This window comes from Streptomyces sp. JH34, from assembly GCF_029428875.1.
Lineage (GTDB): Bacteria > Actinomycetota > Actinomycetes > Streptomycetales > Streptomycetaceae > Streptomyces.
In genome coordinates this window covers 4,694,393-4,719,266 of record NZ_JAJSOO010000001.1, presented here as the reverse complement: position 1 = coordinate 4,719,266, position 24,874 = coordinate 4,694,393, and the positions used below count along the sequence as shown (strand labels likewise).

Sequence of the window (24,874 nt, the reverse complement as noted above, 5' to 3'; positions counted from 1 at the left end):
TGGCTCCCTTCCGGCTGTCTCTTCGTTGCAGTGCAACGAAGAGACAGCAGGTTACGGAGCTGCAAGTTGCGCTGCAAATCCCTGGTTCTCTTGCACTGGTGTTCTCCCGATTCGGCTACGGCACAGTCAGTTCCGGCGGCACGGAGATTCCGGCCGCCGTCCCCAACGACGGCGAAAGCAACAGGAGAGCCGACACCATGAACAATCTCAAGAGTGTTATCGCGGCGACGGCGGCCACGGCCGTACTCGCCACTGGAGTGGTCACCACTATGGCCGCACCGGCCACTGGTGCCCCGTCGACTCAGCACTCCGCTGCTTCGGCATCCCGCGTGGCCCTCGTGTTCGTGAAGAATGCAAAGGACCCGTCCAACTCAACTTTGCAGATCTGGAACGGGAGGGACCGCATCGCCACGTACCGGGCGGGTTCCGGGCTGGGAACGGCCGCCAACTACAATACGAAGAAGGGCGAAAGCTACCGGGATGACTGCACGAGCGAAGCCGGGTGGCTTCCCAACGGCACGTACAAGCCGACCTCCTTCGAGACCGGCCGGAACGGCGCGATCAAGGGCTACGCCATCGGCCTGCCGGACACGAATTGCCGCACCGGCAAGGTCGAGCGCACCGGACTGTTCATCCACAGTGAGATGACGAAGGACAGGAAGCAGGGTCCGCGCAACGGTGCCGACAGCCCGCGGCGCTGGGAGGGCGTGCAGGACTACAAGTCCTACGGCTGCATCAAGCTCCACCCCAGCCACGTCGCTCAGCTCTTCAGCTACATGAACAAGCATGGGCGTGCTGTCTTGCTCACCGTGCGCTGACCCGCCGGCAGCCCGGTCCCCGAACGGCCCGCTCCGGTGTTTGCGAGGTGCTGCGACGCCGGAGCGAGGCGTGGTCACGGATGGGCTATTCGAGTCAGACGAGGTTCAGGATGGAGCGCTCTGACCCCAGCGGGCCGCGCAGACGTGAGCCTAGTCCAGGTAGGTGCCGGCGAAGGTCCCGTCGAAGCCGAGCGCGGCGAGACCGTGCTCGATGCTGGGGTACGTGGTCCCGTCTGGGATATCTATCAGGGCGTCGAAGTCGGCGCGGCTGATATCGGGTTCGAGCCACTGGTTGCTGCAGCGGCAGACGATCCAGACGTTGCGGCCATGGTTGATGAGCAACCAGTCTCGTCGGGCGTTGCAGGCTGTGCACATCGCCGGGATTCCGCGAAGTGCCAGTTCGCGTGGGTGGTTGAGGCAGCGTGTCACGCCGGGCCCGGTGGGTGGCTGTGTCTCGTACTCGTGTTGCAGCAGTGGATCGGTTCCGGTGGGAAGGGTGGGCTGCGCGGGTGTTGTCGGCTCTGTGGTGCGGTGGGTGGTTCTGAGCACGAGTGTCATCTTCCGGTCGGGGTCCTTCTGTTTTCATCCATAGCGGCCTGTGGGGTCGGTTGTCCACGGGTTTCGTGGTCTCCGGCGGTCCGGAGGCCGGACTCTGATCAGCGGCGCGGTGGGCGGTTGCGGGGGTCGGAGGCTGCGGGGCGGGCTGCTGCAGTGGGCGCCGTCCGGTTGATGGTGTGGTTGGTCGCGGTCTTGGGCTGGCTTGTGCTGGCCTGCGGGCGGCGGGTTGCTTCGCCCGGGTGTGCGGGGAGATAGGCGAGGCGGCGTAGGCGCCAGACCAGGACGTCGTTCGTGTTCTCGGCGGTGTCGAGTTCACGCATGTCGATGGCCTGCTGGAGAAGAGCCTTGGGGTCGTGACCTGCTTGCTCGGCCTGGGCGAGGGTGGCGGCCAGGGCATCGGTCTTCGTCGACGAGCTGTCTGCTCGCGGCCCCTGTTCCGGCAGGGCTGCGCGGATGGTGGCCTCGTGGGTTCGGCGTTCGGCTTCGGGCAGGGCGCGGCCTTGGTCGCGCAGTGCCCGCATGGGCGTGGCGGCAGCCTGGCGGTAGGCGGCTCGTAGGTGCTCGGCGGCCTGTCGGGCGGCGTGGGCCTGCTGGGCATGGCCACGTGCGGAGTGCCAGCGGGCGGCGGCGAGGGCGACCAGGACCAGGGTGGAGAGGAGCATGGCGGTGGTGCCGCCGTCCTCGCCACGGCCGAGAGCGCTGCCGGCCTGGATGATGCCCCGGGCCGCCGTGCGAATCGCCCGGGTGTCGGCGCGCTCCGCTCGGACGTGACTGCGAGTGGCACGCTCGAAAGTCCGGGCGGCTGCGCCCAGTTCGGCGCGGGTGGCGGCCGGGGAGGTCTGTGCGACCGCGTCCAGAAGTTCTCCGACTCCGACGAGCTGGGCGGCGGCTTCATCGTCGTCGCTGTCGAGGAGGACGGCGGCACGCTCGGCGATCCCGGTGGCGCTCCGTCGCTCTCGGGCGGGCGGGGACCAGTCGGGTCGGCCGCCGACGGTCGAAGTCGTTGTCCGCTCGGCGGTACCGTCGGCCAGCCGGAGGCGGATCTTCGGAAGCGACAGGTCGGGGGCCAGTTTGGAGCCGGGGTACCAGACCGGTTCGCCGTGGCGGTTGCGGTCGCCGGGCAGGGCCACGTTGTAGCCGAGCGCGTCACCGGACGGGGCGTGGCGCATTTTCACGCGCAGGCCCGCCTTGTGGAGCCGGGTGAAGAACTCCTTCTCGTCGTCCGCTCCCGCGACGGCCTGGCGGACGGCTTCACGGAGCGTCTCGCGGGAGGTCTCGGGGCGGCCGGTACGTTCGGCCTTGAACTTCTCGGCGCTGGTGGGGTTTTTCGCTGCGGTGCCGTCGCCGGCGTTCAGGCGGCGCAGGCCCATCTCCTTCTCGATGCGGCGGCAGATGGCCTGGGCCTTGTTGAAGTCGTAGTTGAGGCGGGGGTTGCGCAGGTCGCCTCGCACCAAGGTGGCGACGATGTGGATGTGGTCTTCCGCGTGGCGGACGGCGATCCACCGGCAGCCGTCCGGATCACCGTCCGGGTCGATGCCTGTGGCGTGGACGATGCGTTGGGCGACGGCGTTCCACTCCTCGTCGGAGAGTCGCCGGTCGCCGGGGGCGGTCCGGACCGAGCAGTGCCATACGTGCTTGGCGGGCGCGCGGTCGCCGGCCTGCTTGACCCGGAGGTCGAGGGCGGCGGTGAGGCGGGCGAGGGTGACTTTCGGATCGGGGTCGGGGCTGGTGTCGCGGCCGGGGTCGGGGGCGAAGCCGTCCCAGGAGCCGACGAGGTGCGCGTCGGTGTGCTCCTCGCGCCTGCCGGGGCCGTAGAGGTAGATGAGGAGTCCGTGGGTGCGGGAGCCGCGTCCGATGTCGGGAACCATCACAGCCGCCTGTTCACCAGGTCGTTCGCCGCGTCGTCGAGACGGCCGAGGAGCTGGGTCAGGACGCTCAGTGCGTGTTCGAGTTCGTCGGCGCGCGGGCGGCTGCCGCTGTTGAGGACGTAGGCGATCTGGTTGATGTTGTTGCCGATGCGGGCCAGCGCGGAGCGCAGCGCGGCGAGTTCGTCGATGGCCGCGTCGAGACGGTCGTTCCTGTGCATGGCTGCGGGCCCGCGGGCGGCGGTCAGGGCGGCGGTGGCGAGGAAGCGGGCGACGGTGATGCCGCGCTGCGCGGCTGCGGCGGCGATCTCGGCCTTCTCGTCGTCGGAGAGGCGGGTGGTCGTCTTGCGGGTGCGCTCGCTCGGGTTGCGGGTGCGGCGGCGCGGTTTGCGGTCGGGGAAGGCGGGCGTGCTCGGGCTCGGCTGCTCGCGGTGGTCGTCGCGTTCGGCTTCTCCCCCGGTGACCGGCGCCCCCTGGTGCCGGTCACCCGGCTGGTCCCCGTGCGCCCTCGCTCGGGAACCAGCCGGGCTCCCCCCGCCCTCCTGGGCGGGGGCAAGTGCGTACGACGGGCCGTAGGACCGTCGTACGCGATAGCTTGCTCCGCCAGGAGCCGTCGTGGGGTCTCGCTGCTGTCCGGACGTGGGGACCGCCGGGTCGTTGGCGCTCACCTGGTCGTCTCCGGGTTCTGCTGCCGGATTTCGTGGACGAGTTCCTCGATCCAGTCCATCGCGAGAACCGGGTGGTGCAGGGTCCAGGGGCGGGTGTGCGGGGTTCGTTGCACGATCCAGGTGTTGTCGGGGGCGGACCGGGCGTGGTGGAGGTGGCAGTGCTGGTGCAGGACGGTCAGCCAGGAGTCGACCTCGGCGGGGGTGGCCGGGTGGGTACGCATGAGGTGCTCTTCGCTTCGCTTCGGAAGGGTGTGGGTGTACGTGTCCGGGGCGGGTGACCTGCCGGGGTGTCCGGCTCGGTCACCCGCTTCGGGCTGTCCGGTCAGTTCCGGGTGGAGGTGACCGGCTGTCCGTGCTGCGCGCGGAGCTGGGCCATCAGGACGGTCAGCGTGTCGCTGGAGAGCGGGATCTGCTGACCGCGGATCGCCTGGGCGACCACCTTGCGGGTCAGCTTGTCCTCGGCCCTGACCGCTGACCGGGCGATCTTCAGCAGCTCCTCGGTGTCCGGGTCAGGCCGCTGGTCACTGGTTGTCCGTGGGCCCCGGTCAGTGACCGGGCTCGGAGTGACCGGCTGGTCGGTGACTGGTACGGGGCTGTCCTGGTGACCGGTGACCGGCTCGATGCCGACCGGGCGGTCAGTGACCTGCCGTGTGGTGTCCGGCTGTCCGGGCAGGTCAGCGGCCTCGTGCAGCTGACCGTGCTGACCGGTGACCGGGTCACCGCTGTCCGCCAGGGCGCTGTCCCCGGTCAATGACCGAGAACTCGAGGTCGGCTTGTCCGGGGACGGGTGCGGCCGGTCGGTCAGGGCAGTGACCGGCTGTCCGGCGCTGACCTGACCGGCCCGGTCGGCCCGGGTGACCTCGACGCCCTTACCCCGGTCAGCCTGACCGAGGTGACCGGGGTGACCGACCTGACCGGCCCGACCGAGGTCCGCGCGGTCGCTGTCCTTGACCGGGCCCCGGGCTATGAGGATGTAGAGGTGGACAGCCCCGGCCAGTGCGAGCGGGGCGATCGTGGACAGCACGGCGACCACCGTGTCCCCGAGCCGCAGCCCGGTGACCGAGCCCGCCTCCTCGTTGAGCCTGACCGCGTGCAGCGCGTTGGCCCAGATACTGGCGGCCGTCGCCGTGCCGAAGAGCGTCCAGACATAAAGCCGGGCGCGCAGAGGTGCGTCGCGCAGGACCAGCAGGGCCCGGACTCCGTAGGCGATGAACCCGTCGATCACCAGGGGGAAGAGGTAGGTGAGGAAGCCGCGGATGTGGATGGCGACGGCCATCTGTTGGAGGGCGTCGTACGACAGGGCGCAGCCCGCGCCGCCCAGGGCGATGACGACCGTGCGGTCCCAGCCGGTGATGTGCGCCGTCCTTGGCGCGTGCGCGGTGGTCATGCCGCGGTCCCGAAGTCGACGCGGCCCAGGCGCTCGCCGTCGGTCACGGGCGGCGGGACGGTCTTCGTCCCCGGCTCCAAGTCACGGTGTACGAGTGCCCGGCGGGTCTCGCGGTACAGCTTCTGGGCGTGTTCCTCGGTGATCTTCAGGAGCCAGGCCAGGCGCCGTTCGGTGAGGCCGTGGCGGTAGGCGGCCTGGACGACCGCGCGGCGTTCGGCCTTTGTGAGGTGGACGTCGCGCCCTGCGATGGTGGCGTTGACACGGCTGTAGTCGAGGCGGTGGGCGAGCTTCTCGTGCAGCGGCCGGCGCTCCTCCTCGGTCAGTCCGCCCCGGATGCCATCGGTGTCGTTGTTCTCGAGGGCGACGTCCAAGCAGGCGCGCCGCACCGGGCACTGGCCGCACAGCGACTTCGCGGCGGTGATCTTGGCGGTCTCGTCGGGCTCGGGGAAGAAGATTTCGGGGTCCACCGGGTTGTACTCGGTGGACTGGCAGACGGCCTCGTCCTGCCAGATGTGGTCACCGAGGGACCGGTGGTGGTCAGGGCTGATCGTCGTGGTGGTCATGCGGGTTGCTCCGATCGCTCTCCGCGCGCAAAGGGGCGTCGGCGGAGGGGTGCGCTGGGTCGTGAGGTGCATGGGGCGGCCCGCTGAGGGCGCGGCCCGGTGGGGCTGCCTGTGGTGGGTTGGGTCAGGCTGCGGTGCGGTGGCGTCTGCGGTCGACCGGTTGGAACTCGACCCGGGTGGTCATCTGGGCGAGGCGGGAAGTGACGCGGTCGCCGAGGTAGGCCTTGAGGTCCTTGATCGCCAAGTTGGTGGTGATCAAGGTCGGGAGCATGTGGTTGTACCGGCGGTTGATCAGCCGGTACGTCACTTCCTCGACCCACTCGCTCGCCTTGGCCGCACCGAGGTCGTCGATGATCAGCAGCGGGCAGCGGCTGACGGCCGCCAGCCCCCGCTCGCTGTCGACCCCGGGCCGGGGCCGCAGGTCGGCGTACAGGTCGGCGGCGGTGGTCGCGCGCCAGCGCACGCCGACTCCGCTCTGCACCAGTCGCCGGACCGCGCCGTACGCCTGGTGCGTCTTGCCCGCCCCGACGACCCCGGCCATCAACAGGCTGGGTCCGGTGGTGACCTGCCGCCGGGCTCCCGGGCTGGGGGCGACAGCCGCCTCGGCGACCTCCCGGGCCCAGGCCAGGACCTGGGGGTGGTCGGCGACGGCGGCCTGGTAGCGCGGAGGCATGCCAGTCGACAGGGCGTCCAGCGGGGAGAAGGGCTCGGGCTCGTCGACCAGTTCGGCGACGGCGGCCGGGTCGATGTTGCGGGCGGCCAGAATCCGGGCCATCCGGTCCAGGGTGCCCTCGCTGGCGAGGGTCTGAGGTTCGCGGTTACGGGTGCGCATCACAGTTCCTCGGCGTAGGCGGCGGCAGCGTCAGCCGGGTTGGTCCACGCCTGGTGAGCGGGCACGTTAGGCCAGCTTCCCGGCCGTACCAAACCGCCGGACCTCGCGTTCATGGCCTCGTTGACCATGCTGGTCAGGACGCTCGGGTGCTTGGGGTTGGCCGCGAAGTTCCGCAGTCCGGCCCGGATGTGCTCCGGGGCGATGCCCTCGGCCAGGAGCTTCTTGGTGATCCGCCCGAGGTGCCCGATCACGTCGCTGGGCGGACGCTCCTCGCAGGCGGCGATGTACTCGCCGACCAGCTGATTGGCGGAGACGGTGTCTGCGGGCGCCGTGCGCCCCGTAGGGAAAGAAGATCCAGGATCCAAGATCCTAGATCCAGGCGCCGAGCCCTCGGGGAGGCTTCGGGGAAGGTTCGGGGAATCCCCGACGAACGCGTCCTGACCTGCGCTTTTCGTGCCCGTGTGGTGATGGGTGCCGACCGTGCCGCCGAGTGGGTCCTGCTGGGCGGCGGGAGGCCCGCCTGCGTGGCCGGGATGTGTCGCGGCGGGCTGGGCGGGCAGATCGAGGGCTCGGGGAGTGTTCGGCGAAGCCTCGGCGAACACTCCAGGAGGCGTCGGCGGCACCTGCGTCCGCTCGGTACAGATGCCCTTACAGGGTGCGCACCGGTGAGCGGCTTGATGCTGAGGGCAGGAGGGCAGGCGCGACTGACTCGGCTTGTCGATCTTCTGGTGCTCGGACCAGGTGACGATGTGGAGGTAGCGGCGGCCGTCGCAGCCGGTGTACCGGCAGATCAGGCCAGCGTTCGCGAGCTGCTGGAGATCATCCTCGACGTGGACCGATGTGTGTTCGGCGCGCAGGGGCCAGAGCAGCCCGGCGATGATCGCGGCGTTGTCGCGGTGGCGGCCATGGTCGTCGGCCTGAGTGAGCAGCCCGAAGAAAGTCCGCTCGGCCTCGACGCTCACTTCGGCGAGCGACTCGGAGACGAACGCCTCCGGCTTGATGGTGCGTATCCGCGCCATGTCAGCGCCCCCTGCCGACCGCGAGGTCGCTACGGATGAGGGTCGCGTCGGCGAGGTCGAAGGTGTGCGGCCGTGTCCAGTCCGCCTCCGGCCAGACCCGCAGAACCCAGCGGGCCGTGACCCTGGCGGTCGTCCGGCTCAGCGCCACCGTTTCGCCGCCCTCGCCCTCGCCCTTGGCGCTGGCGTGCGGGTGCGGCCAGGCCTGGCTCGGGTCGGTCAGGCTGACGCGGATGGTGACCGCGCCCGGGATCATGTCGGTGAGCTGGGCAGCGAGGCGGTGCTGGCGGCCAGTTTCCGGGCAGGCCGGGATTCCGCTCGGCGTGGCGAGCATGCGATACTCCGTTGTTCGTAGGAGCGCGGTGCGGTGGTTCTCCTGAAAAAGCCCGCCGCCCGCGAGATGTGAGTCGGCCCCTCCGGGGCGCCGGCCTGGCGCTCCGGGAGTTGGTAGCTCCCGGGCACTGGGCCCCCTCTTCCTTCCCTGTCGCCTCCCTCTCGTCCGTGGCCGCAGCGCCTTCAGGCGATCTACCGGGACCAGGACCATAGGGTGAGCCTCGTTACAAGTCCACCTCTCGCACCCGCCCTGACCAGGCAATCACCACTCCAGTGGATTAATACGCGATCAACATACACCGCAATCACGAACCTCCGTCAACCACAGTGTTGCCATTCGGTACGATCAGACGCGTAGCACCACCGAAGTGGATGGGCTCGGCCGCGAAGCGAAGGGATCCGGAATGACCACAGAGCGGCAGTTCGCGGAACTGCTCGACCGGCTCTTCAGAGACATGCACCCCAAGGGGCGCGGGCCGTACACCTACGCCGAGGTGTCCGCCGGCATTCGGGAGAGCACGGGGACATCCATCTCGGCCAGCGCCATTCAGCAGCTTCGGACCGGCTCCAACCGCAACCCGAAGCTGGAAACGATCAGAGCGTTGGCCACCTTCTTCGGCGTACCTCCGGCGTACTTCTTCGACGCCAAGGAGTCGGAGCAGATCGAAGCCGAGCTGGCCCTCCTGACGACCATGCGGGACGCCGACGTCCGCGCCGTGGCCCTGCGTGCCGCCGGCCTGTCGACTGAAACGCTCTCGACGATCAGCGGATTCATCGAAAGGGCGCGCGCACTGGAGGGGCTTCATGACGACCCCGAGAAACCGAGCGCGTGACGGTCGTCACCACGCCGATTCCGCATCACAAAGATCAACGCCAAAAAGACGCACTATGCACCATTTTCAAGCTTGATCAACTGACACCAGATCAGTAACGGCCGGCCTCCGCATTCCCCCCGCCCATTCGAGCGCGATCACTGTCGTATCGTGATTCGGCCGAAGAACGCTTCGGTAAGACATCGAACCGGAGCATTACGTTGAACCTGCGCAGTCACTTCGGTCGGGTGGGCAGCAGCGCGGCAAAATCCCCGAAGCACAAAGGCTTGCTCGCCACGACAGAGATCCCCGACCCGTTTGACGTACAGACCTTCTGCGAGATGCTGTCCGCGCAACGTGGACGCCCCGTATACCTTCACAGCACTCCGGGAATCACGTCCAGCGGAGTTCCCTGCGGGGCCTGGATCGCCACAGAGCGAGCCGATCACATTTTCCACGAGGAATCGACTTCCCCGCTTCATCGCACACACATCGTCCTCCACGAAATAAGTCACATGCTGCTGGAACACACTTCGTTGCAGGTTGAACGAATGGCGCATCTTTTCAAGCGGGTTGACTCATCAGCTGTGAAAAGTGTGCTCGGGCGGGCCAGTTACAACACGGAGGATGAGCGAGCCGCCGAGCAGCTCGCCGACCTCCTTGCCAGGAAAGCCAACTTGTTCTCCCCGAACGAGACCCGAAGCGACCCCGTCCTGCAACGCCTCGACGACGCGCTGAGCGACTCCTGATCTGATGGTCTCCCTCATTCCCGCAGCCCTCCTGTGGATCGTCACGGTGTGGCGCGCGCCGGCCGCCTGGCATGTTCCGGCGAAGCGCGCTCTTTGGGTGGCGTTCTTCGCGCTGTCCATAGCCATGACCATCCGTCCGGACGGTGTCTCATCGGCTCTGGATTCCTGGCTGGGGATCCACAACGTGGCGACCCTCTGCAAGCACCTGGCAGGCATCACGGCCGCCTACGCCGTACTGACCTTCGTGTATGACGTTGCACAGGAGCAGGCCACCTCGCTCCGCGGATCACGTCCGCGCATCGTCGTCCCTCTTGCCGCAGGAGCCGGTCTGACCCTGCTGTTCTTCGCCGCTCCGCAGCCCAGGGAAGCCACCGACCTCCTCACCGACTTCGCCGACGACTGGCGTATCGCCGTCTACGGCGTCATCTGGTCCAGTTATCTCGGTACGGCTCTCGTCAGTGCCACTCGACTGTGCCGACGATGGGGCCGCCTCCCGGGGGCGGGCCTCCTGGGGCGCGGACTTCGGATCACCGGCATGGGAACGGCGCTGGGCATCGTGTACGCGGGGCACCGCGTACTGGCCTTGACGCTTCGTTACGTCGGCCTGACACCGCTATCCCCGCGGACTGATGAAAACGTCAGCAGCGTCCTCTTGTTCGGGGCATTGGTCTTCATCCTCGCCGGATCCACCTTGCCGGTCGTCCGCCGGCTCCATCAATGGGGCCGCGCGCATCTCGCTCTCACACGGCTCTATCCTCTCTGGCTCGAGCTCACTGCCGCTGTCCCTTCAGTTCGTCTCGATCCACCGCGCAGCAGGCGAGCGGATGCTCTTCTTTTCCGCCACACCCGCCGTCGTCTGTATCGACGGGGGATAGAGATCCGAGACGCGATTCTGGATCTCGGAGATCATGCCTCCCCGACCCTACGGTCGGAGGCCGCACGCTATGTCGCGGAGAAGGGCCTCATAGGCGCCCAGGCCGAGATATACGCCGAAGCGTGCTGGATCGCCAGGGCCAAGGAGGCACGGGAAAACGGAGATGCCCGCGTGGGTGAGCACACAGCCCCGGCCAGTGGCGGCAAGGACCTTCGCAGCGAAGTCGAAGCCTTGCGGCACCTGGCAACAGCCTACGAATCAGCACTTGTTCGAGAATTCGCCTCCGCCCGGAGTTCAGGATGAAACTCACGTCCACTCGTCTAGCCCGTACAGTCACCGACACCCTTGCGCCGGCTTACCTCGTGATAGCCATCCTGCTGATCATCGGCTGGCACAGCACGGGAAGCCTCGAAGGGCTCGCTTGGGGGCTTCTCGCCGCATTGTTCTGCGGCGGAATTCCCTTCGCCGTCATCCTGTTCGGCGTGAAACGCGGGTCCTGGACGGACAAGCACGTCAAGGTCCGGTCCCAGCGTGCCGTCCCACTCACGGCGACCATGGTCTCCGTGCTCGTAGGCATCCTGATCCAGGTCGTCTTCGACGCTCCGCGTGAACTCTTCGCTCTGGTCATCGCCATGCTCGTCGGCCTGGCGGCCACCATGGTGGTCACCGTCTGGTGGAAGGTCTCGGTCCACACGGCCGTCGCCGGTGGAGTGGCCACGATCCTGACACTCGCCTTCGGGCCGCCCCTGGCCGCCCTCGCCCTAGTCGTCGCCGCAATCGGGTGGTCCCGTGTCCAGCTCCGGGACCACACGGTCGCGCAGACCATCGTCGGTGCCCTGCTGGGCGGAGTTGCCGCTGCCGTGACGTTCGGGCTTCTCAGGTAGCGCGGTCTCGGTGAGCGGGCCGGCTCGTACAACTCGACGAGCGCGAGGTGTGTCATCACGCCGCCAGCACAGGCCCGATTCGCGCCGCCGAGCTGACCCCGGCAGCGAGTCGGCGAACATCCTGATCAGAGGATTCCCGTCCACGTCCACGGCCTCGGACCGGATCGACCACGCAGGCAGTCGATCCGGTACTGCGCTTGGCTGATCCATTCTTCGTTGGCGGCCGCGTGCTGTGCTGCGTACGTCGTCATCCGCAGCTCCCGAGCGCGCGCGAGGATGGGATAGCCCTCCCACGCCGTGACGTCGTGGCCGTAGGTCGCACAGAACTGGTCGTACTCGCGCATGGTGACCGCGCCAGTGGTCTTCGCCCGCACTGCGGTGGATACGAGATCCCACTCCGGAGGCCCCACGGAGAAGCGCTCCAGGTCCATCATCAGGACCCCGTCGGCCGTGCGGACGAAGTTGCCGGGCCAAGCGTCGCCGTGCACAGCCCGGTCGGGGAGGCCGGCCGGCCGCTCGGCCCAGGCCGCCGCGAGGTCGCGGTGGAGTCCGTGCAGCCACTCCCTGTCGTCGTCCCGGATCGTAGTGGCCGCTTGCAGTCGTTCTCCGACCCGGACGAAGGGATCGAGATGCCCCAGCTCTATGTCTGGCAGGGGCAAGGAGTGGAGCCTCGCCAGGAGTTGGGCGACGTCCTCAACGGAACCGTGCTGTTGTGGTGGAAGTTCCGCCCAGAACGTCACAGGCCTGCCGTCAATCTCGACCGGCTGCTTCACGTCGGCCAAGCGAACAGCCGCGACGTTCTCCTGGGCGAGCCAACGCGCGACGCGGACCTCACGGGCCGCCGCGTCGCTCTGGCCCGCCCGTGATATCCGCACGATCACCTGCCGGCCCGGTAGCCGCCATATCTGGTTCTCGGCCAGCCGTAGCGGTTCCGCCCCGACGGAATCCAGTCCGACTGCGGAACATGCCTGCTCCAGGACGTGACGCGCAGGGGCGGCTGCCGGAGAAGTCATGCGGAAACCGTAGCGGCGATCCGCTCGCGCAGCCCGATAGCCTCTTGGACCGTCTGATGCTTCGAGGCGAAACGGCCGAGCTGCCGTAGGTCGTCGGCCGCTCGCCGGGAGGTGAGTCGGCCTACCTCGTCCAGGGCCTCGTGGCCGAGTGCCGCTGCCTGGCGGGGGTCGCCCTTGGCCATGATCAGGGAGGCCAGTTTGGTACGCGAGATCGCACGGGATCGCTTGTAGGCGTCGGTGTGTCCCTTCACCGCTGTGCCGAATCGGCGGGCTGCCCGGCCCGGGTCCTGTCCGGCGAGGATGGCGAGATCGAACAGGGCGTGGGCTGTGTCCCCGTTGTGCTGCGCCTCGTCGTAATAGGCCATCCACGGCGCCTCTTCGGCAGGCCGGGCCCGGGCGAACGCTTCATCCGCGGCGCCGACGGCCGCCATGGTGTCGCGCACGTTACCCATTTTCCCGAAAGCCCTGGCCCGTGCCGCGTGAAGCATCGCCTGCTCTGTCGCGGACAACCGGTCGGCGCGTACGAGTCCCTTCTCGGCGTAGGTCAGGCCGTCGTCGGGGGCTCCGATCCATACGGCCTGCCGGGCGAGGAACGAGTACGTCTTGGCCCGTAGATGCCAGTCGCCAGCCTCCTCGGCGCAGTCTGCTGCGAACCGGAACGTCCGGGTGGCGTCATCGTGGTGGTAGGCGTCGAACGCGGAGGCACCCACCACGATCCCGAGTCGCGACACAGAGGCGAACAGTTCGGTTCGCAGGTGCTCAGGGAACTGGGCCTGGAGGAGGCCGGCCGACCACTGCATCGCTCGGCTGGCTACGTCACGCACCATGCCGCCGCCCCCCAGCTCGTTGTCCATGCCGCTGATGGCGGTGGCTGCGGCCAGGACCTGGTCGACGTGGCCGGGGTTGACGTTCGCCGGGAGAGTCAGCTCGGCGGGGGCGAAGATCTCGGTGAGGTCGAGGGGCGCGATGGCGGCGAGGCCACCGAGTTGGAGGAACGAGCGTCGAATCACGGGCTCATGGCTCCCAGGGCGAAAAGTCGGTTCGTCTCTGCCCAGGATGCGGCCTGCCGGCACCTGAGCGGAGCTCTCCCCACTTCCCGTGGATGTCTTATCGGCATCAGCGCGCTTTCTGTCGGCATCGCGGATACCGAAGGCCATCGGCCACGCCCGGTCGAACAGCCCTCCCGTACGGAGGACATCATCGAGCCGTTGAGCCACGTCGCGCCGGCAGCTTGGATATTTCCCCTTCTCGATCGACAAGATCATGTCGTCGCTGACCTGCACCAACCGCCCCAGTGCCTTGGCCGACAGCCCGTGCTCCAGACGCAGGTTGCGCAGCTCGTTGCCGAACCACTCCTGGGGGGAGGCGCCCGGATCGAGCTGCTTCATTGGCTGCGGCATGTTCTGTCCCCGAAGTCGTTGATGCCGAACTTCTCATCTGTCGGCATCAGGCTCTGCACGCTCTCGGTGTGCTCTGCCTAAATGGTTGCTGACCGGTTCCAGTCCAGTACACACCGCAACCCACCCCTGCTGAAGGGGTTCTGGCAGAACGGAGGAAGCAGCGATGGACCTACTCGTCGGCACCCGTGACCGGGACGCTTCTGTTCGAGCCACGTCCAGAAGCGTGGGCGGTCAACTCGACATGCGTTTCGAAGTCCGGGCCGAAGATCTGGGAACCGTCAGGAGCATCGTCGCGGCGCACCTTTGCTGGTGGCGTATCGACGACAGCACTGCGCACCGCACGCTGACCGTGGTCAACGAACTGATCACCAACGTCTTGCAGCACACGGTGGCGGACACCGACGGATGCCGGATGGCCAGCCTGCTCCTCCAGAAGGTGCCGGACGGAGTCACCGCTGTCGTCCGCGACCAGGACCCTTGCCCGCCCGTGTACGCGTCTCCGGGCCCCCTGGCCGAGGAGGGGCGCGGGCTGTTGTTGCTACGCGCCCTGGCCGACGACACGTCCGTATCCGTGACCCCAGGGGGCAAGGACGTGTGGGTCTTCATCGGAACCCCGGAAACCCCCGAACACTTCTAACCCCCCACGGCCGGCACTTGGCCCTCTACAGGAGTTCCGATGTCCCTCACTGCTCTGGTCCCGGACAACGACGTGGTTCCTCCGCCGGCCGACGAGCCGAGCATCCCGCAGTGGACACCTCCACTCGATGCAGAGGGCTTGAGGTCCGTCCTGGAGCGGATCAAGGACTCGAGTCCGCTCGATGTCGAGGAAGTCTTCGACGACCTCGACACGGCAATCGGCAATCAGCTGCCGTCGGTCACGACGACCGGCGCCTTGATCGACCGTCTCCGCAGCCACTTGAAGCAGCTCAGCGACATCGCCGTCGCGGACGAGCAGTTTCCGCCCACTCGGGCGATGGTCCAGCTCGCTGAACGAGGGCTCCCCTTGAGGGGCGAGCGAACGCCGGCCGCACATCGGCAGGCTGTCGGCCTTGCACGTCGCCTGGCCTTCGTGACCTCCGACCTGGTCGAAGAGCTGATCGAAGCCCGCTACATCACGGGGGCGGAGTGATACACAACCCCAGCACCGTCAGACACCCGTCGTGACCGCAACGGCGGCAGCCCTTCCGCGAGACGCGTACGACTTCGGCTCGTCCTGCCCGGACGCCTGCCCCGTTCCGGACGCCCGCCCCGTTATCGAGTGGGGAGAGAAGCCACCGATGCTCCGGGGCGAACGCAGCGTCACCGCCCTTGGTCGGCTTCTACGGCTACAGCGAAACAGCCATCACCGACTTCATGCAGCGGCGCCCCACCACTCCCTCTTCGGCCATCTCCGTTCCGTGTTCCCCCACGGCACCGTAGCCCGCCGAAGAGGGCCCGACTTCCCACCCGAGAGGACGAGCACCATGTGTGCGCACAACCCGCTGTGCCCCGTGGCCGAGGCTCCCGACAGGGAGGCCGCGCGCCCCGTCGCGCACCGCCCTGAGCAGGGCTGGAGCCTGCTGTGCAACGGAGTGCTTGTCTTCGAGGACACGGGCGAACTCCTCCCCGACGGCCGTGTGATCGCCCCGCACCGGTCCCTCGACAGGGCGAGGGCAGCAGCGTGAGGCGGTCCAGCGCAGCACCGAGACTCGTCCCGTACATCACTTCCCGGGAGGGTGAGTACGGCGCGCTGGAGTCGGAGCTCACGCTGCGCATGAACGTCTTCGGCGCCGTAGGTCTCGCTTACCACGACGAGACTCCGGCCGACCGGGGCCCGCGCGGTGAGCTGTGGGCCCGGTGTTCCCAGTCGCTCAACACTGCCGGGAGGCCGGCGGGCAAGCCGCAGTGGCGCTTGGTCAACCCCGCCCGGCAGCGGGTAGCCATGCAGCAGCTTCGCTGCCAGATCAGCTTCTGTCCGGCCGAAACCGTCCGGGGGTACGTCTTCCTGGCCGGAGCCGCGGAACACCCGTCTCATCGCCCCGGTGAGCCGGTGAGGACGGCCCAGCCGCCGGTGTGCCTGGAGCACGTGCGACCGGCCGTCGAGCTGTGCCCGCATCTACGGAAGGGGCACGTCGCCTTCCTCGCGGGGGCGACATCGGTCTGGGGTGTCATCGGCTCCCGATACCGCCTCACCGCCACCGGCCTGGAGCCGCTTCCTGCCGAGGACGACGACGCGCCCGTGGCGTACGGGCACTCGCAGTTGGGCTGGTTCCTGGCAAGCCAACTCGTGCGCGAACTACACGACTACGAGGTCGTCGAGCTGGACGACCTCGTACCCGCCGCATAGACGGCCGCCCGGCGGTCCTGAGTGGTACAGACGGGACTGTCGGGCGGCTCACCACCGGCGCGCGAGCGCTCACACGTCGCCCGGCACAACACCGCCGGACTTCGGCGGTCCGACGAGAACGGAGAGCGTTCACCAACAATCTCCCGGCCCACCGAACGCGGTGTCGGCCTTCCTCCCCCGAACACGAGCGACCGAAGGAAGTCCATGACGAACATGACCGTCGAGCCCGACGAGGCAACCCGTCTGCGGAACAAGGTGGTGGACGAACTGCGCGCGGACGGCAACATCTCCTCCCCGGAGATCGAAGCGGCCATGCGCAAGGTGCCCCGGCACGAGTTCACGCCCAACACCCCTCTGGACAGGGCGTACGACGCGTACGCTGCCGTGATCACCAAAACGGACGAGCACGGTGTGCAACTCAGTTCCGTCTCCGCCCCGCAGATCCAGGCCATGATGCTGGAGCAGGCCCAGGTGAAGCCCGGCATGCGGGTGTTGGAGATCGGCTCGGGCGGGCTGAACGCGGCCTACCTCGCCGAACTCGTCGGCGAGGACGGTGAAGTCGTCACCGTGGACATCGACCCCGTCGTCACCGCTCTCGCGCGCCAGCTCCTGAACGAGCACGGCTTCGGCCGAGTTCACGTCGTCACCGCCGACGCCGCCGAGCCCATCCCGGACCTCGGTGAGGTCGACGTCGTGATGGTGACCGCCGGGGCCTGGGACGTCTCCCCGGCGTGGACCGCGCAGCTCAGGCAGGGCGGCCGGCTCATCGTCCCGCTGCGGATGCGCGGCCTGACCCGGTCGGTCGCCTTCATCCAGGTCACGGGCGAGCACGGTCCCTATCTGGAAAGCGAGTCGGCGCGGATCTGCGGCTTCGTCCCGATGCAGGGCTCGACCGCCCACCGGGAAGAACTCCTCCTGGTCAACGGCACCCCGGAGATCGGGCTCAAGTTCGATGACGGCCTGCCGGCCGACCCGCACCGGCTCGACAACGCCGTCACGTTTCCGCGCCACGAACTGTGGACCGGCGTCACTGTTCGCATCCAGGAACTCATCGACACCCTTCAGATGGCGATGGCGATCTCTCTGCCGGGCTTCTGCACGATGGCCGTCGATGAGAACTCGGACTCGGGGCTGGTCGCCCCCGTGAACAAGCGATTCGCCCTCGCGGCCGTCGAGGACGACACCTTCGCCTACCTCGTCACCCGCCGCACCGAGGACAACAAGCACCTGGAGTACGGCGTGCATGCCCTCGGCCCGGACGCGGAGCAGTTCGCCGACCAGATCGCCGACGTGCTCCGCGACTGGGAGGCCCACCGGCGCGGCGGCCCCAGCCCGGTCATCCGGGTCTATCCGGCCAGCACCCTCGATGACCAGATCCCGGCCGACCGGGTCATCGACAAGGTGCACAGCCGGATCTCGCTCTCCTGGCCCTCGGCGTAACACCGGGAGCCAGGTCGTCCCGCACCACCCCAACAAGAGGAAGGCACATCATGACGAGCGCCACTCTCGCTCCGCCCCCGGTCGCGCCCGCCCCACTGGCGGGCCTGGACGACGACGACTTCGCGCCCCTGGACGTGAAGGTCGTCATCGCCGAGCACTCGTACGGCCATCTCATGTGCTCCACGGGCGACGGCTGTGGCCAAACCTGCGCGACCGGTGCCTCCGCCTGCGGTTCCTTCACGGAGGACCCGGCCTGATCCAGGCCGACCCGTCACCTGTGGGCCGGGCGAAGCGCTTCGCCCGGCCCACGGGCCCCTCTCCTCTCCCCGCGCCGCCTCATGGAAGGGCCTCATGGCTTCCCGAGCAGCCGCCGGATACCTGTGGCAAGGCGTTGCGATGCTGCGCGCCACCACCAGCTCCGGGTCGGCAGACATCCCCCGTACCCTCGACCTGGACAACGTGGCCGTCACCCGCGGATGGCTAAACCGCATCTGGCAGCGCGAGGACTTCCGCAGCGCGCTGAAGCTGGCCACCCCCGTACTGTCGGACGCTATCGAGGCCGTCGTCCGGGGTCGGCAGACCGAGCCACGTCACGTCCGCCGCACCGCGCTGTCGACGGTCTCCTACCTCCTGCGGTGGCAGCACCGGCCGACCCCGCTCGGACTGTTCGCCGGCACCGCCCCGGTATCGGTCGGGCCCCGGGCGAGCGCGCGGTGGCGCGACAAGCACCGCGCGATGATCCGGCCGGACTCTGAATGGGTCACCGACATGGTCCTCCGGCTCCAGCGCACGCCAGCGTTGCTGAAGCGGTTACCGCTCGTCGCCAACAACGCCGCCCGCGCACGCGGTGACCGGCTCGTGGCACCGGGTCCGCCCTCCGACGGCCACGCTGTCCTGCTGGCCCCGGTCGAGATATCCGTCCGCAACGCCCGGCCGGTGGCCGCCGCCATGGACGCGGCCCGCACCTCCATCCTCTACGGCGACCTCCACAGCCACCTGCGCGACCGCTTCCCGCAGGCGACACCGGAGAAGATCGACGCCCTTCTCACCAGCCTGGTCGAGCAGCAGTTCCTCATCACCAGCCTCTGGGCGCCCATGACCACCGTGGACGGCTTTCAGCACCTGTGCCGCGAACTGGACCGGCACCAGGCGGACGACGTCCCCGAGGTGCGGGACCTGGTCCACGCGCTGTACGCGCTGCGCGACGACGTCTCCGCCCACCAGCCGACGCTTTCCGACACCAGCGTGAGCGCCGTCGCCGCGCGGATGCGCGACCTCACCACCGTCACCCCGACACCGCTGCTCATTGACACCGCCCTCGACTGCGAGACCCAGCTCCCGCAGTCCGTGATCGCGGAAGTGCAAGCAGCCGTGTCGGCCCTCTACCGGACCACCCCGCAGCCCTACGGCTACCAGCACTGGCGCGACTACCACCGCCGCTTCCGGGCCCGGTACGGCGTCGGGGCCCTGGTGCCGGTGATGGACCTGGTCGCCGACAGCGGTCTGGGCCTGCCCGCCGGATACGTCGGCTCCGAACGCGGCGCCGCCCTGAAGGTGCGCACCGACCGCGACGAACTGCTGCTCGCGCTGATGCAGCAAGTCCTCTTGGACGGTCGCGATGAACTGCGGCTGACGGACGACATGGTCGACGCCTTGGAGAAGGCCGCCGGAGAGGACCAGCGGCTGTTCGTACCCCGGGTGGAGACCGCCTTCGAAGTCCACTCACCCAGCACCCGGGCACTGTCCAGCGGCACCTTCGATGTCCTTCTCACCGCGGTCCCCCGCCCCGGCAGCAGCATGGCTGGCCGGTTCGCCCACGTCCTGCCGCCCGAGGATCAGGACGCGCTCGCCGCCACGTACCACGGGGCGCCGGACGCCCTCACGGCGCAGCTCGTGTTCCCGCCTCGCCGCCACCGCAACGAGAACGTCACCCGTACGCCGCGGCTGCTGCCGCACCTCATCGAACTGTCCGGCCACCAGGAGACGGACGAGACGACGATCCCGCTCGCCGACATCGCCGTCACCGCGGACCCGCGCAGCTTCCACCTCGTGCAGCTCTCCACCGGCCGGCGCATCGACGTGCGGGTTCTGCACGCCCTGGAAGGCGGGACACAGACCCCACCACTGGCCCGGTTCATCGCCGAAGTGGCCAACGGGCGGTACGCCGCCTACAAGCCTTTCGACTTCGGCGCCGGCTCCCGGCTCCCGTTCCTCCCCCGGGTGCGCTACCGCCGCACCATCCTCACGCAGGCCCGATGGCTGCTGATGGCCGACGACCTGCCCGGCCGCAAAGCCTCGACCGAGGAGTGGGAGGACGCCTTCACCGCCTGGCGGGACCGGCTACGGGTCCCCATGCAGGTCGCGATCATCGAGTACGACCAGCGCCTTCCCCTCGACCTGTCCCACCCGGTCCACCGCCGGACCCTGCGCACCCACCTCAACAACGCCCGGCGTCTGGAGCTGCGCGAGGTCCCGGACACAGACGCCCACGGCTGGATCGGACGGGCACACGAGATCTGGCTCTCCCTGGGCCGGGTGCAGCCGGAGACCTCCGATGTGCCCCGGCCGCGCTCCGCTACGTCACCGGTCCCCGGGCGGCACCTTCCAGGCGCCGGTGACGTGCTGCTCGCGCAGCTCCACGCCCACCCGCGCCGCCACGACGAGATCCTGTGCCACCACCTGCCCACCCTTCTCGCCGCGTTCGGCGACACCCCGCCGGTCTGGTGGTTCACCCGGCACCGGGAGATGGCCCGCCCGGACGCCGACCAGCACCTCGACCTCACGCTGCACCTGCCGCCGGACGCATACGGGGCCGCCGCCCAACACGTTCGTACGTGGGCGGACAGGCTGCACGGGATCGGTCTGGCGGCCGGGCTGGTCCTGGCTACCTACCAGCCGCAGACCGGGCGCTTCGGCGGCGAGGCAGCCATGGATGCTGCACACCAGGTGTTCGCAGCGGACTCCGCCGTCGCCCTCGCGCAGATCCAGCTCATCGAGCACACTGACGCCCTCGCCCCGCAAGCCCTCGCCGCAGCCAGCGCCCTGCACCTCGTCACCCCCCTGGCGCCGAACACCGCAGCGGCCGAAGAGTGGTTGGTGCGCAACCTTCCCCAAGGCACGGGGCCACTGAACCGGTCCCTGCGTACCCAGGTGCTCGAACTCGCAGCGCCGAACGACACCTCCGCGCTCACGGCCCTCCCTTGCGGCCCTGCGGTCGCCGAAGCATGGCGGGCCCGCGCCGCCGCCGTGGACGCCTACCGGAACGCCTTGACCGGTCAGCGTGATCCGCTCGACGTTGCCCGGTCTCTCCTGCACCAGCACCACGTCCGGGCCCTGGGCGTCGACCCGCGTGCCGAGGAAACCACGATCCGGCTCGTACGAACCGCGGCCCTCCAGCACAGGATGGCCGCCCGATGACCGCGCCGGCCGCCACCACCGCAACGATCCTGGAGCAGTACGCCGCCCACCTCGCGCAACCCGCTCCGCCGCCCCCGGACGAGCCGTGGGCAGTGCAGTCCCTCGCCGACGGCGCCGCCGGAATCAGTCTGCTGCACATTGAGATGGCCAGCCGTCACGGCGGCTCCTGGCGCCCCTCTCACCGGTGGATCACCTCCGCAGCGGCCGGGCACATCAGCGCGGCCGACACCGCCGGACTGTTCCTCGGCGCCCCGGCCCTCGGCTTCGTCCTCACCACCGTCCCGCCGTCCTTCCAGCACCTGTACGAACCGGCGCGCCGGACACTGCACCAGCGCATCACCGATCTGACCCACCGACGTGTGGACGCCGCTCTCACCCGCATCCGCAAGGGCGACCTGCCCACGTTCGCCGAGTACGACCTGTTCTACGGCCTCACCGGCATCGGGGCCTACCTCCTGCGGACCGACCCCGAAGGGCTCCCCCTGGAACGGGTCCTGAAGTACCTCGTTGCCCTGACCCGCCCCGTCGCCCTCGACGGCCGCGGCCTGCCGGGCTGGTGGGTCCGCCACGACCCGGCCCGCGGTGAGTCCCCCCACTTCCCGGGCGGCCACGGCAACTTCGGTGCCGCCCACGGCATTACCGGCCCGCTCCTCCTCCTGGCCCAGGCCATGCGCCGCGGCATCACCGTCGGCGGCCACCGCGAAGCCATCTGGAGCATCTGCGAACACCTTGACGCCTGGTGCCAGCTCAGTCCCTCCGGTCCCTGGTGGCCCGAGTACATCTCGCGCCGCGATCTCGACCTTGGGCGCCCGCACCACGACGCTCCCACCCGGCCGAGCTGGTGCTACGGAACCACGGGCATCGCACGGGCCGGGCAACTCGCCGGCCTCGCCCTGGGCGCCCCCGACGTCCAGGCGTTCTACGAGGACGCCCTGTACCGCGCCCTGACCGACCCCGAACAGCTCGCTCACGTCACCGACTCGGGTCTGTGCCACGGCTGGGCAGGCATCTACCAGACCGCAACCCGCGCCGCCGCCGACGCCCTCGACCACCGACTTCAGACCCTCCCGAAGCGCCTCGGCGAGACCCTCGTAGCACAAGCCCAACCCGGCGGCCACCCCACGACCGGGCTGATCAACGGCGATGCCGGCACCGCGCTCGCCCTGACCACCTATGCCTCACAGCAGGCCCCGATCACCGGATGGGACTCATGTCTCCTGATCAACTGACCCAGGCGGAACCACCCCTGATCCAGAACGCGGTCCTCGCCGTCCTCACCGGACTACCGATCGCCGACGCCGCGCACCAGTACGGGATGGACACCGTGGCCCTGTCCAGCGCCGTCAAGGTCTACGACCAGGCCGGCCGAGAAGCCCTGGACCGTCGCTCCGCCACCATCGACTGGTGGCACGCATACCTCCACTTCACCGACTGGGCGAACGCCGACACCACCTTCACCACACACGTGCTGCCCGTCCTGCGAGACGCTGAAGCAGCCGGCGCCATCGACGGCTGGTGGTACACCCGCAAGCACCCCTGCTGGCGCCTGCGTCTGCGCGTACGGCACACGATCGGGCCCAAGTTGACTGTCGGTGCCGACTTGGACCGCCTCGTCGCCGACGGGCATCTACAACGATGGTGGCCCGGCATCTACGAGCCGGAGACCGCAGCGTTCGGAGGAGCAGCCGGTATGACGGCCGCGCACGCCCTGTTCATCACCGACAGCCGGGAGGCACAGCAGTTACGGCAGCGCGGCGACCTGGCCGTGGGTCCTCGCGAGCTGTCCGTCCTTCTCTGCACACTCATGATGCGCGAGGCCAAACTGGAGTGGTACGAGCAAGGTGATGTCTGGCACCGCGTCATCACAGAAGAACACCGCTCAGCCATCAATGATGTCTCAACTGACAGCCTCGACGCCCGCGCGCGGGAGATCCGGCCCCTACTCTTCGCCGACAGCAAAGCTCTGCTGCGCCCAGGCGGACCGCTGGAGCCCGTCGCCGAGTGGGCCACCGCCTTCCGCGACGCGGGGCAGAACCTCGGCCACGCAGTCCAAGACGGAACGCTCGACCGCGGATTGCGACAGGTACTCAGCTACCACGTGATCTTCCACTGGAACCGACTAGGACTGTCCATGAGGGGACAGAGCGTCTTGGCCTGGGCAGCCAGGGCAGCGATCCTCCACACGGAGAACGGGGCATGAGCGCTCGGGTTCCACGTCCCAGTGTCCGCGCCCCAAGAGTCAGTCCGAGCAGGCCCTGCGCGTAGACACACGACCCGCAAACGGCCTGATCAGAAGCATTCGTGCGCTCAGTGATCGCGCCGCCGCCGCACTCAAGCAACGCTGGCGCACCCTGCGGTACGTCACCCTCAGCCAGCCAAACGGGCGGCATCTCCCCTGCCGCCCTTGTTCTCAACGAAGTCTGGAAATGATCACCGATGAGAAAAAGGTCAGGCACGCTGGTCCGTGATGACGCGGTCGCCCATCTTGACTAGCCGCCCATGCGGCTCTGCGCACCCTAACCTCGATCGTTCATAAGTCCTCGTCGGTTCGCTGACGAGGCTCTGTGCTTGCGAGGTGCGGAATTTCGTGGGCTGGGGCAGGTTGGCGGCGCGGCTGTCGCGTCGGGTGGGCGCCGAGGTTCCACGGCTCCGAAATGTTGCTGTGGCTCGTCGGGACGGTCGGAGCTACTGGTCATCCGGGGTTCGGCAGGGCTGCGAGTCGCTCGATCGCGCGGGTGATCACATCCGTCCAGAGCCATCGGGCGGTGAAGCGGAGCCAGCGGCGGCAGGCAGTGGCTGACGCAGTCGAGTCACACGCTCACATCTCGGCCCAGGAAGCTGAGGACTGGCTGTTCTCGGACTGGTGCGGCGTGAATTCGACCCGGAAGCGGGTCTCATACGCACCCTGGGTCGGTTCGAGGCCGTGTCGGCGCGAACCGCCCTCTCACTTCCCTCCGATCCGGAAGCGCCCTCGGAGGAGTTCCTCTTCCCAGTGAGGGACTGAGAACTGCACCGCTACACCGACTGGTTCCTGCTGTCGCGTGTGGTGCTGCCCTGGGCCGTCGAGCAGTACGACGCCGCTCTGGTGCTGGTCGGCTGAGAACCTACCGTTGCTCGGCGTTCGGGTGGGGCTGGGACTGGAGCCGTTCGCGCAGGTCAATCTCCTTGGCGGCGAGTTGTTCCCCGGGCCTGCGGATGCGTACGGGCTTCGGACGCAGCGGTAGGCCGTCGTCCGCCGCGGCGGTCTTGGCTTCCGCGAGCGCGCGGTTAGCGACCCTGGCGACTGCGGCGTACAGGCGCCTTTCCGCGACCGTACGGGCCTCCCGTCTTCCGGTGCCGTGGGAAGCGATGGCCATCCTCCTCTCGCGGTGGCACAGTGTGGCCATGACTAACTCCAAGGAATCTTGCGGAGATTCCACCGAGGGCGGCGGTCGGCTCCCTGCTGTTCGGCGCCGGATCGCCTCCGCCGCCAAGACCGCGACGACGCTGTTCCAGGAGAACAGGGAGGTGATCATCGGTGCCCTCGCGGTCACCGCCGCAGTAGCCGTCGCGTTCGCGGGGACGCCGAAGGCTGGCGGGGAGAAAGAGGTCGACGCGCCGCTTGTCCCTCCGCTGCCCCCGGGCGAGTACAAGTTTCCGTGCAGTGAGTGCGCAGGAGACGGATCCGTTCAAATCGGCACCGATGAGGATGGGCCTGAGGATGGGCCGTCCTGGGCGACGTGTGAGGACTGCAGGGGACAAGGCGTCGTGTACTTGGATGAGGAAGAGGCAAACGAACGGCTGGAATGTGAGGCTTGGCTGAGAGGTTATCGCTCGGCCGCATGACTCATGGTCGGCCGTACCGTGGTGCGTGGCGTCCGCACTATGGGGTGCCGTTCACGCACGACGAACCAAGTGCCAACTATCGCCAGTCTTCGCT

General features: G+C 68.7%; 27 protein-coding genes. 15 read left to right on the top strand and 12 right to left on the bottom strand.

What is annotated here, in order from left to right; genetic code table 11:
• Window positions 1-98: 98 nt before the first annotated feature.
• Window positions 99-818 (top strand): hypothetical protein, encoded by a 720-nt coding sequence (locus LWJ43_RS21150; RefSeq protein ID WP_277333791.1) that lies wholly within the window; start codon window positions 99-101, stop codon window positions 816-818.
• A gap of 150 nt (window positions 819-968) precedes the next feature.
• Here LWJ43_RS21150 and LWJ43_RS21145 read toward each other — a convergent pair whose 3' ends face one another.
• From LWJ43_RS21145 to LWJ43_RS21105, 9 genes are all read right to left on the bottom strand, one after another.
• On the bottom strand, window positions 969-1,160 hold the full coding sequence (locus tag LWJ43_RS21145) for a hypothetical protein (RefSeq protein ID WP_277333790.1): 192 nt from the start codon (window positions 1,158-1,160) through the stop codon (window positions 969-971).
• A gap of 314 nt (window positions 1,161-1,474) precedes the next feature.
• Entirely contained in the window at window positions 1,475-3,244 is a 1,770-nt protein-coding gene (locus LWJ43_RS21140) for a relaxase/mobilization nuclease domain-containing protein (RefSeq protein WP_277333789.1), read from the bottom strand.
• Window positions 3,244-3,909, bottom strand: coding sequence for a MobC family plasmid mobilization relaxosome protein (locus LWJ43_RS21135; protein WP_277333788.1), 666 nt, complete (start codon window positions 3,907-3,909; stop codon window positions 3,244-3,246). The genes LWJ43_RS21140 and LWJ43_RS21135 overlap by 1 nt, the downstream gene beginning before the upstream one ends.
• Entirely contained in the window at window positions 3,906-4,130 is a 225-nt protein-coding gene (locus LWJ43_RS21130) for a hypothetical protein (RefSeq protein WP_277333787.1), read from the bottom strand. The genes LWJ43_RS21135 and LWJ43_RS21130 overlap by 4 nt, the downstream gene beginning before the upstream one ends.
• 101 nt (window positions 4,131-4,231) lie before the next feature.
• Complete coding sequence (locus LWJ43_RS21125) at window positions 4,232-5,296, bottom strand: DUF2637 domain-containing protein (protein ID WP_277333786.1); 1,065 nt, start codon at window positions 5,294-5,296, stop codon at window positions 4,232-4,234.
• Complete coding sequence (locus tag LWJ43_RS21120; RefSeq protein ID WP_277333785.1) at window positions 5,293-5,859, bottom strand: WhiB family transcriptional regulator; 567 nt, start codon at window positions 5,857-5,859, stop codon at window positions 5,293-5,295. The genes LWJ43_RS21125 and LWJ43_RS21120 overlap by 4 nt, the downstream gene beginning before the upstream one ends.
• A 124-nt stretch (window positions 5,860-5,983) precedes the next feature.
• Window positions 5,984-6,691 carry an ATP-binding protein gene (locus LWJ43_RS21115; protein WP_277333784.1) on the bottom strand — a complete coding sequence of 236 codons (708 nt, stop codon included), beginning with the start codon at window positions 6,689-6,691 and terminating at the stop codon, window positions 5,984-5,986.
• Window positions 6,691-7,710, bottom strand: a complete 1,020-nt coding sequence (locus tag LWJ43_RS21110; protein WP_277333783.1) for a hypothetical protein — start codon at window positions 7,708-7,710, stop codon at window positions 6,691-6,693. The genes LWJ43_RS21115 and LWJ43_RS21110 overlap by 1 nt, the downstream gene beginning before the upstream one ends.
• Before the next feature lies 1 nt (window position 7,711).
• Entirely contained in the window at window positions 7,712-8,041 is a 330-nt protein-coding gene (locus LWJ43_RS21105) for a transcriptional regulator (RefSeq protein ID WP_277333782.1), read from the bottom strand.
• Window positions 8,042-8,408: 367 nt separating this feature from the next.
• On the opposite strand from LWJ43_RS21105, the gene LWJ43_RS21100 reads away from it, so the two are divergent.
• From LWJ43_RS21100 to LWJ43_RS21085, 4 genes are all read left to right on the top strand, one after another.
• Complete coding sequence (locus LWJ43_RS21100) at window positions 8,409-8,873, top strand: helix-turn-helix domain-containing protein (protein WP_346771992.1); 465 nt, start codon at window positions 8,409-8,411, stop codon at window positions 8,871-8,873.
• 494 nt (window positions 8,874-9,367) lie between these two features.
• Window positions 9,368-9,601 carry a hypothetical protein gene (locus LWJ43_RS21095; RefSeq protein WP_277333781.1) on the top strand — a complete coding sequence of 78 codons (234 nt, stop codon included), beginning with the start codon at window positions 9,368-9,370 and terminating at the stop codon, window positions 9,599-9,601.
• A gap of 4 nt (window positions 9,602-9,605) precedes the next feature.
• Entirely contained in the window at window positions 9,606-10,778 is a 1,173-nt protein-coding gene (locus tag LWJ43_RS21090; protein ID WP_051754706.1) for an MAB_1171c family putative transporter, read from the top strand.
• A gap of 59 nt (window positions 10,779-10,837) precedes the next feature.
• Entirely contained in the window at window positions 10,838-11,359 is a 522-nt protein-coding gene (locus tag LWJ43_RS21085; protein WP_277333780.1) for a phosphatase PAP2 family protein, read from the top strand.
• Between the two features lie 125 nt (window positions 11,360-11,484).
• On the opposite strand, the gene LWJ43_RS21080 is transcribed toward LWJ43_RS21085, so the two are convergent.
• Window positions 11,485-12,372 (bottom strand): aminoglycoside phosphotransferase family protein, encoded by an 888-nt coding sequence (locus tag LWJ43_RS21080; protein ID WP_277333779.1) that lies wholly within the window; start codon window positions 12,370-12,372, stop codon window positions 11,485-11,487.
• Complete coding sequence (locus LWJ43_RS21075; RefSeq protein WP_277333778.1) at window positions 12,369-13,760, bottom strand: helix-turn-helix domain-containing protein; 1,392 nt, start codon at window positions 13,758-13,760, stop codon at window positions 12,369-12,371. The genes LWJ43_RS21080 and LWJ43_RS21075 overlap by 4 nt, the downstream gene beginning before the upstream one ends.
• A gap of 175 nt (window positions 13,761-13,935) precedes the next feature.
• On the opposite strand from LWJ43_RS21075, the gene LWJ43_RS21070 reads away from it, so the two are divergent.
• The 9 genes from LWJ43_RS21070 (at window position 13,936) to LWJ43_RS21030 (ending at window position 23,155) form a co-directional block, all read left to right on the top strand.
• Window positions 13,936-14,409, top strand: a complete 474-nt coding sequence (locus LWJ43_RS21070) for an ATP-binding protein (protein ID WP_051754707.1) — start codon at window positions 13,936-13,938, stop codon at window positions 14,407-14,409.
• A 39-nt stretch (window positions 14,410-14,448) separates the two neighbouring features.
• Window positions 14,449-14,901 carry a DUF6415 family natural product biosynthesis protein gene (locus LWJ43_RS21065; RefSeq protein ID WP_277333777.1) on the top strand — a complete coding sequence of 151 codons (453 nt, stop codon included), beginning with the start codon at window positions 14,449-14,451 and terminating at the stop codon, window positions 14,899-14,901.
• 334 nt (window positions 14,902-15,235) lie between these two features.
• Entirely contained in the window at window positions 15,236-15,436 is a 201-nt protein-coding gene (locus LWJ43_RS21060; RefSeq protein WP_277333776.1) for a DUF5999 family protein, read from the top strand.
• Window positions 15,433-16,098 carry a hypothetical protein gene (locus LWJ43_RS21055; RefSeq protein ID WP_277333775.1) on the top strand — a complete coding sequence of 222 codons (666 nt, stop codon included), beginning with the start codon at window positions 15,433-15,435 and terminating at the stop codon, window positions 16,096-16,098. The genes LWJ43_RS21060 and LWJ43_RS21055 overlap by 4 nt, the downstream gene beginning before the upstream one ends.
• Before the next feature lie 204 nt (window positions 16,099-16,302).
• Complete coding sequence (gene fxlM / locus LWJ43_RS21050) at window positions 16,303-17,538, top strand: methyltransferase, FxLD system (protein ID WP_277333774.1); 1,236 nt, start codon at window positions 16,303-16,305, stop codon at window positions 17,536-17,538.
• Between the two features lie 50 nt (window positions 17,539-17,588).
• Window positions 17,589-17,795 carry an FxLD family lanthipeptide gene (fxlA, locus tag LWJ43_RS21045; protein ID WP_277333773.1) on the top strand — a complete coding sequence of 69 codons (207 nt, stop codon included), beginning with the start codon at window positions 17,589-17,591 and terminating at the stop codon, window positions 17,793-17,795.
• A 94-nt stretch (window positions 17,796-17,889) separates the two neighbouring features.
• Window positions 17,890-20,955, top strand: coding sequence for a lantibiotic dehydratase (locus LWJ43_RS21040; RefSeq protein WP_277333772.1), 3,066 nt, complete (start codon window positions 17,890-17,892; stop codon window positions 20,953-20,955).
• Window positions 20,952-22,184, top strand: coding sequence for a lanthionine synthetase C family protein (locus LWJ43_RS21035; RefSeq protein WP_277333771.1), 1,233 nt, complete (start codon window positions 20,952-20,954; stop codon window positions 22,182-22,184). The genes LWJ43_RS21040 and LWJ43_RS21035 overlap by 4 nt, the downstream gene beginning before the upstream one ends.
• Window positions 22,166-23,155 (top strand): thiopeptide-type bacteriocin biosynthesis protein, encoded by a 990-nt coding sequence (locus LWJ43_RS21030; protein ID WP_277333770.1) that lies wholly within the window; start codon window positions 22,166-22,168, stop codon window positions 23,153-23,155. The genes LWJ43_RS21035 and LWJ43_RS21030 overlap by 19 nt, the downstream gene beginning before the upstream one ends.
• 904 nt (window positions 23,156-24,059) lie before the next feature.
• Here the strand turns inward: LWJ43_RS21030 and LWJ43_RS21025 are convergent.
• Window positions 24,060-24,311, bottom strand: a complete 252-nt coding sequence (locus tag LWJ43_RS21025; protein ID WP_277333769.1) for a hypothetical protein — start codon at window positions 24,309-24,311, stop codon at window positions 24,060-24,062.
• Window positions 24,312-24,339: 28 nt separating this feature from the next.
• Between LWJ43_RS21025 and LWJ43_RS21020 the strand changes: the two genes are divergently transcribed.
• The gene (locus LWJ43_RS21020; protein WP_277333768.1) at window positions 24,340-24,780 is read left to right on the top strand and encodes a hypothetical protein; all 441 of its coding nucleotides are present in this window, start codon (window positions 24,340-24,342) and stop codon (window positions 24,778-24,780) included.
• The last annotated feature ends 94 nt before the right edge of the window (window positions 24,781-24,874 follow it).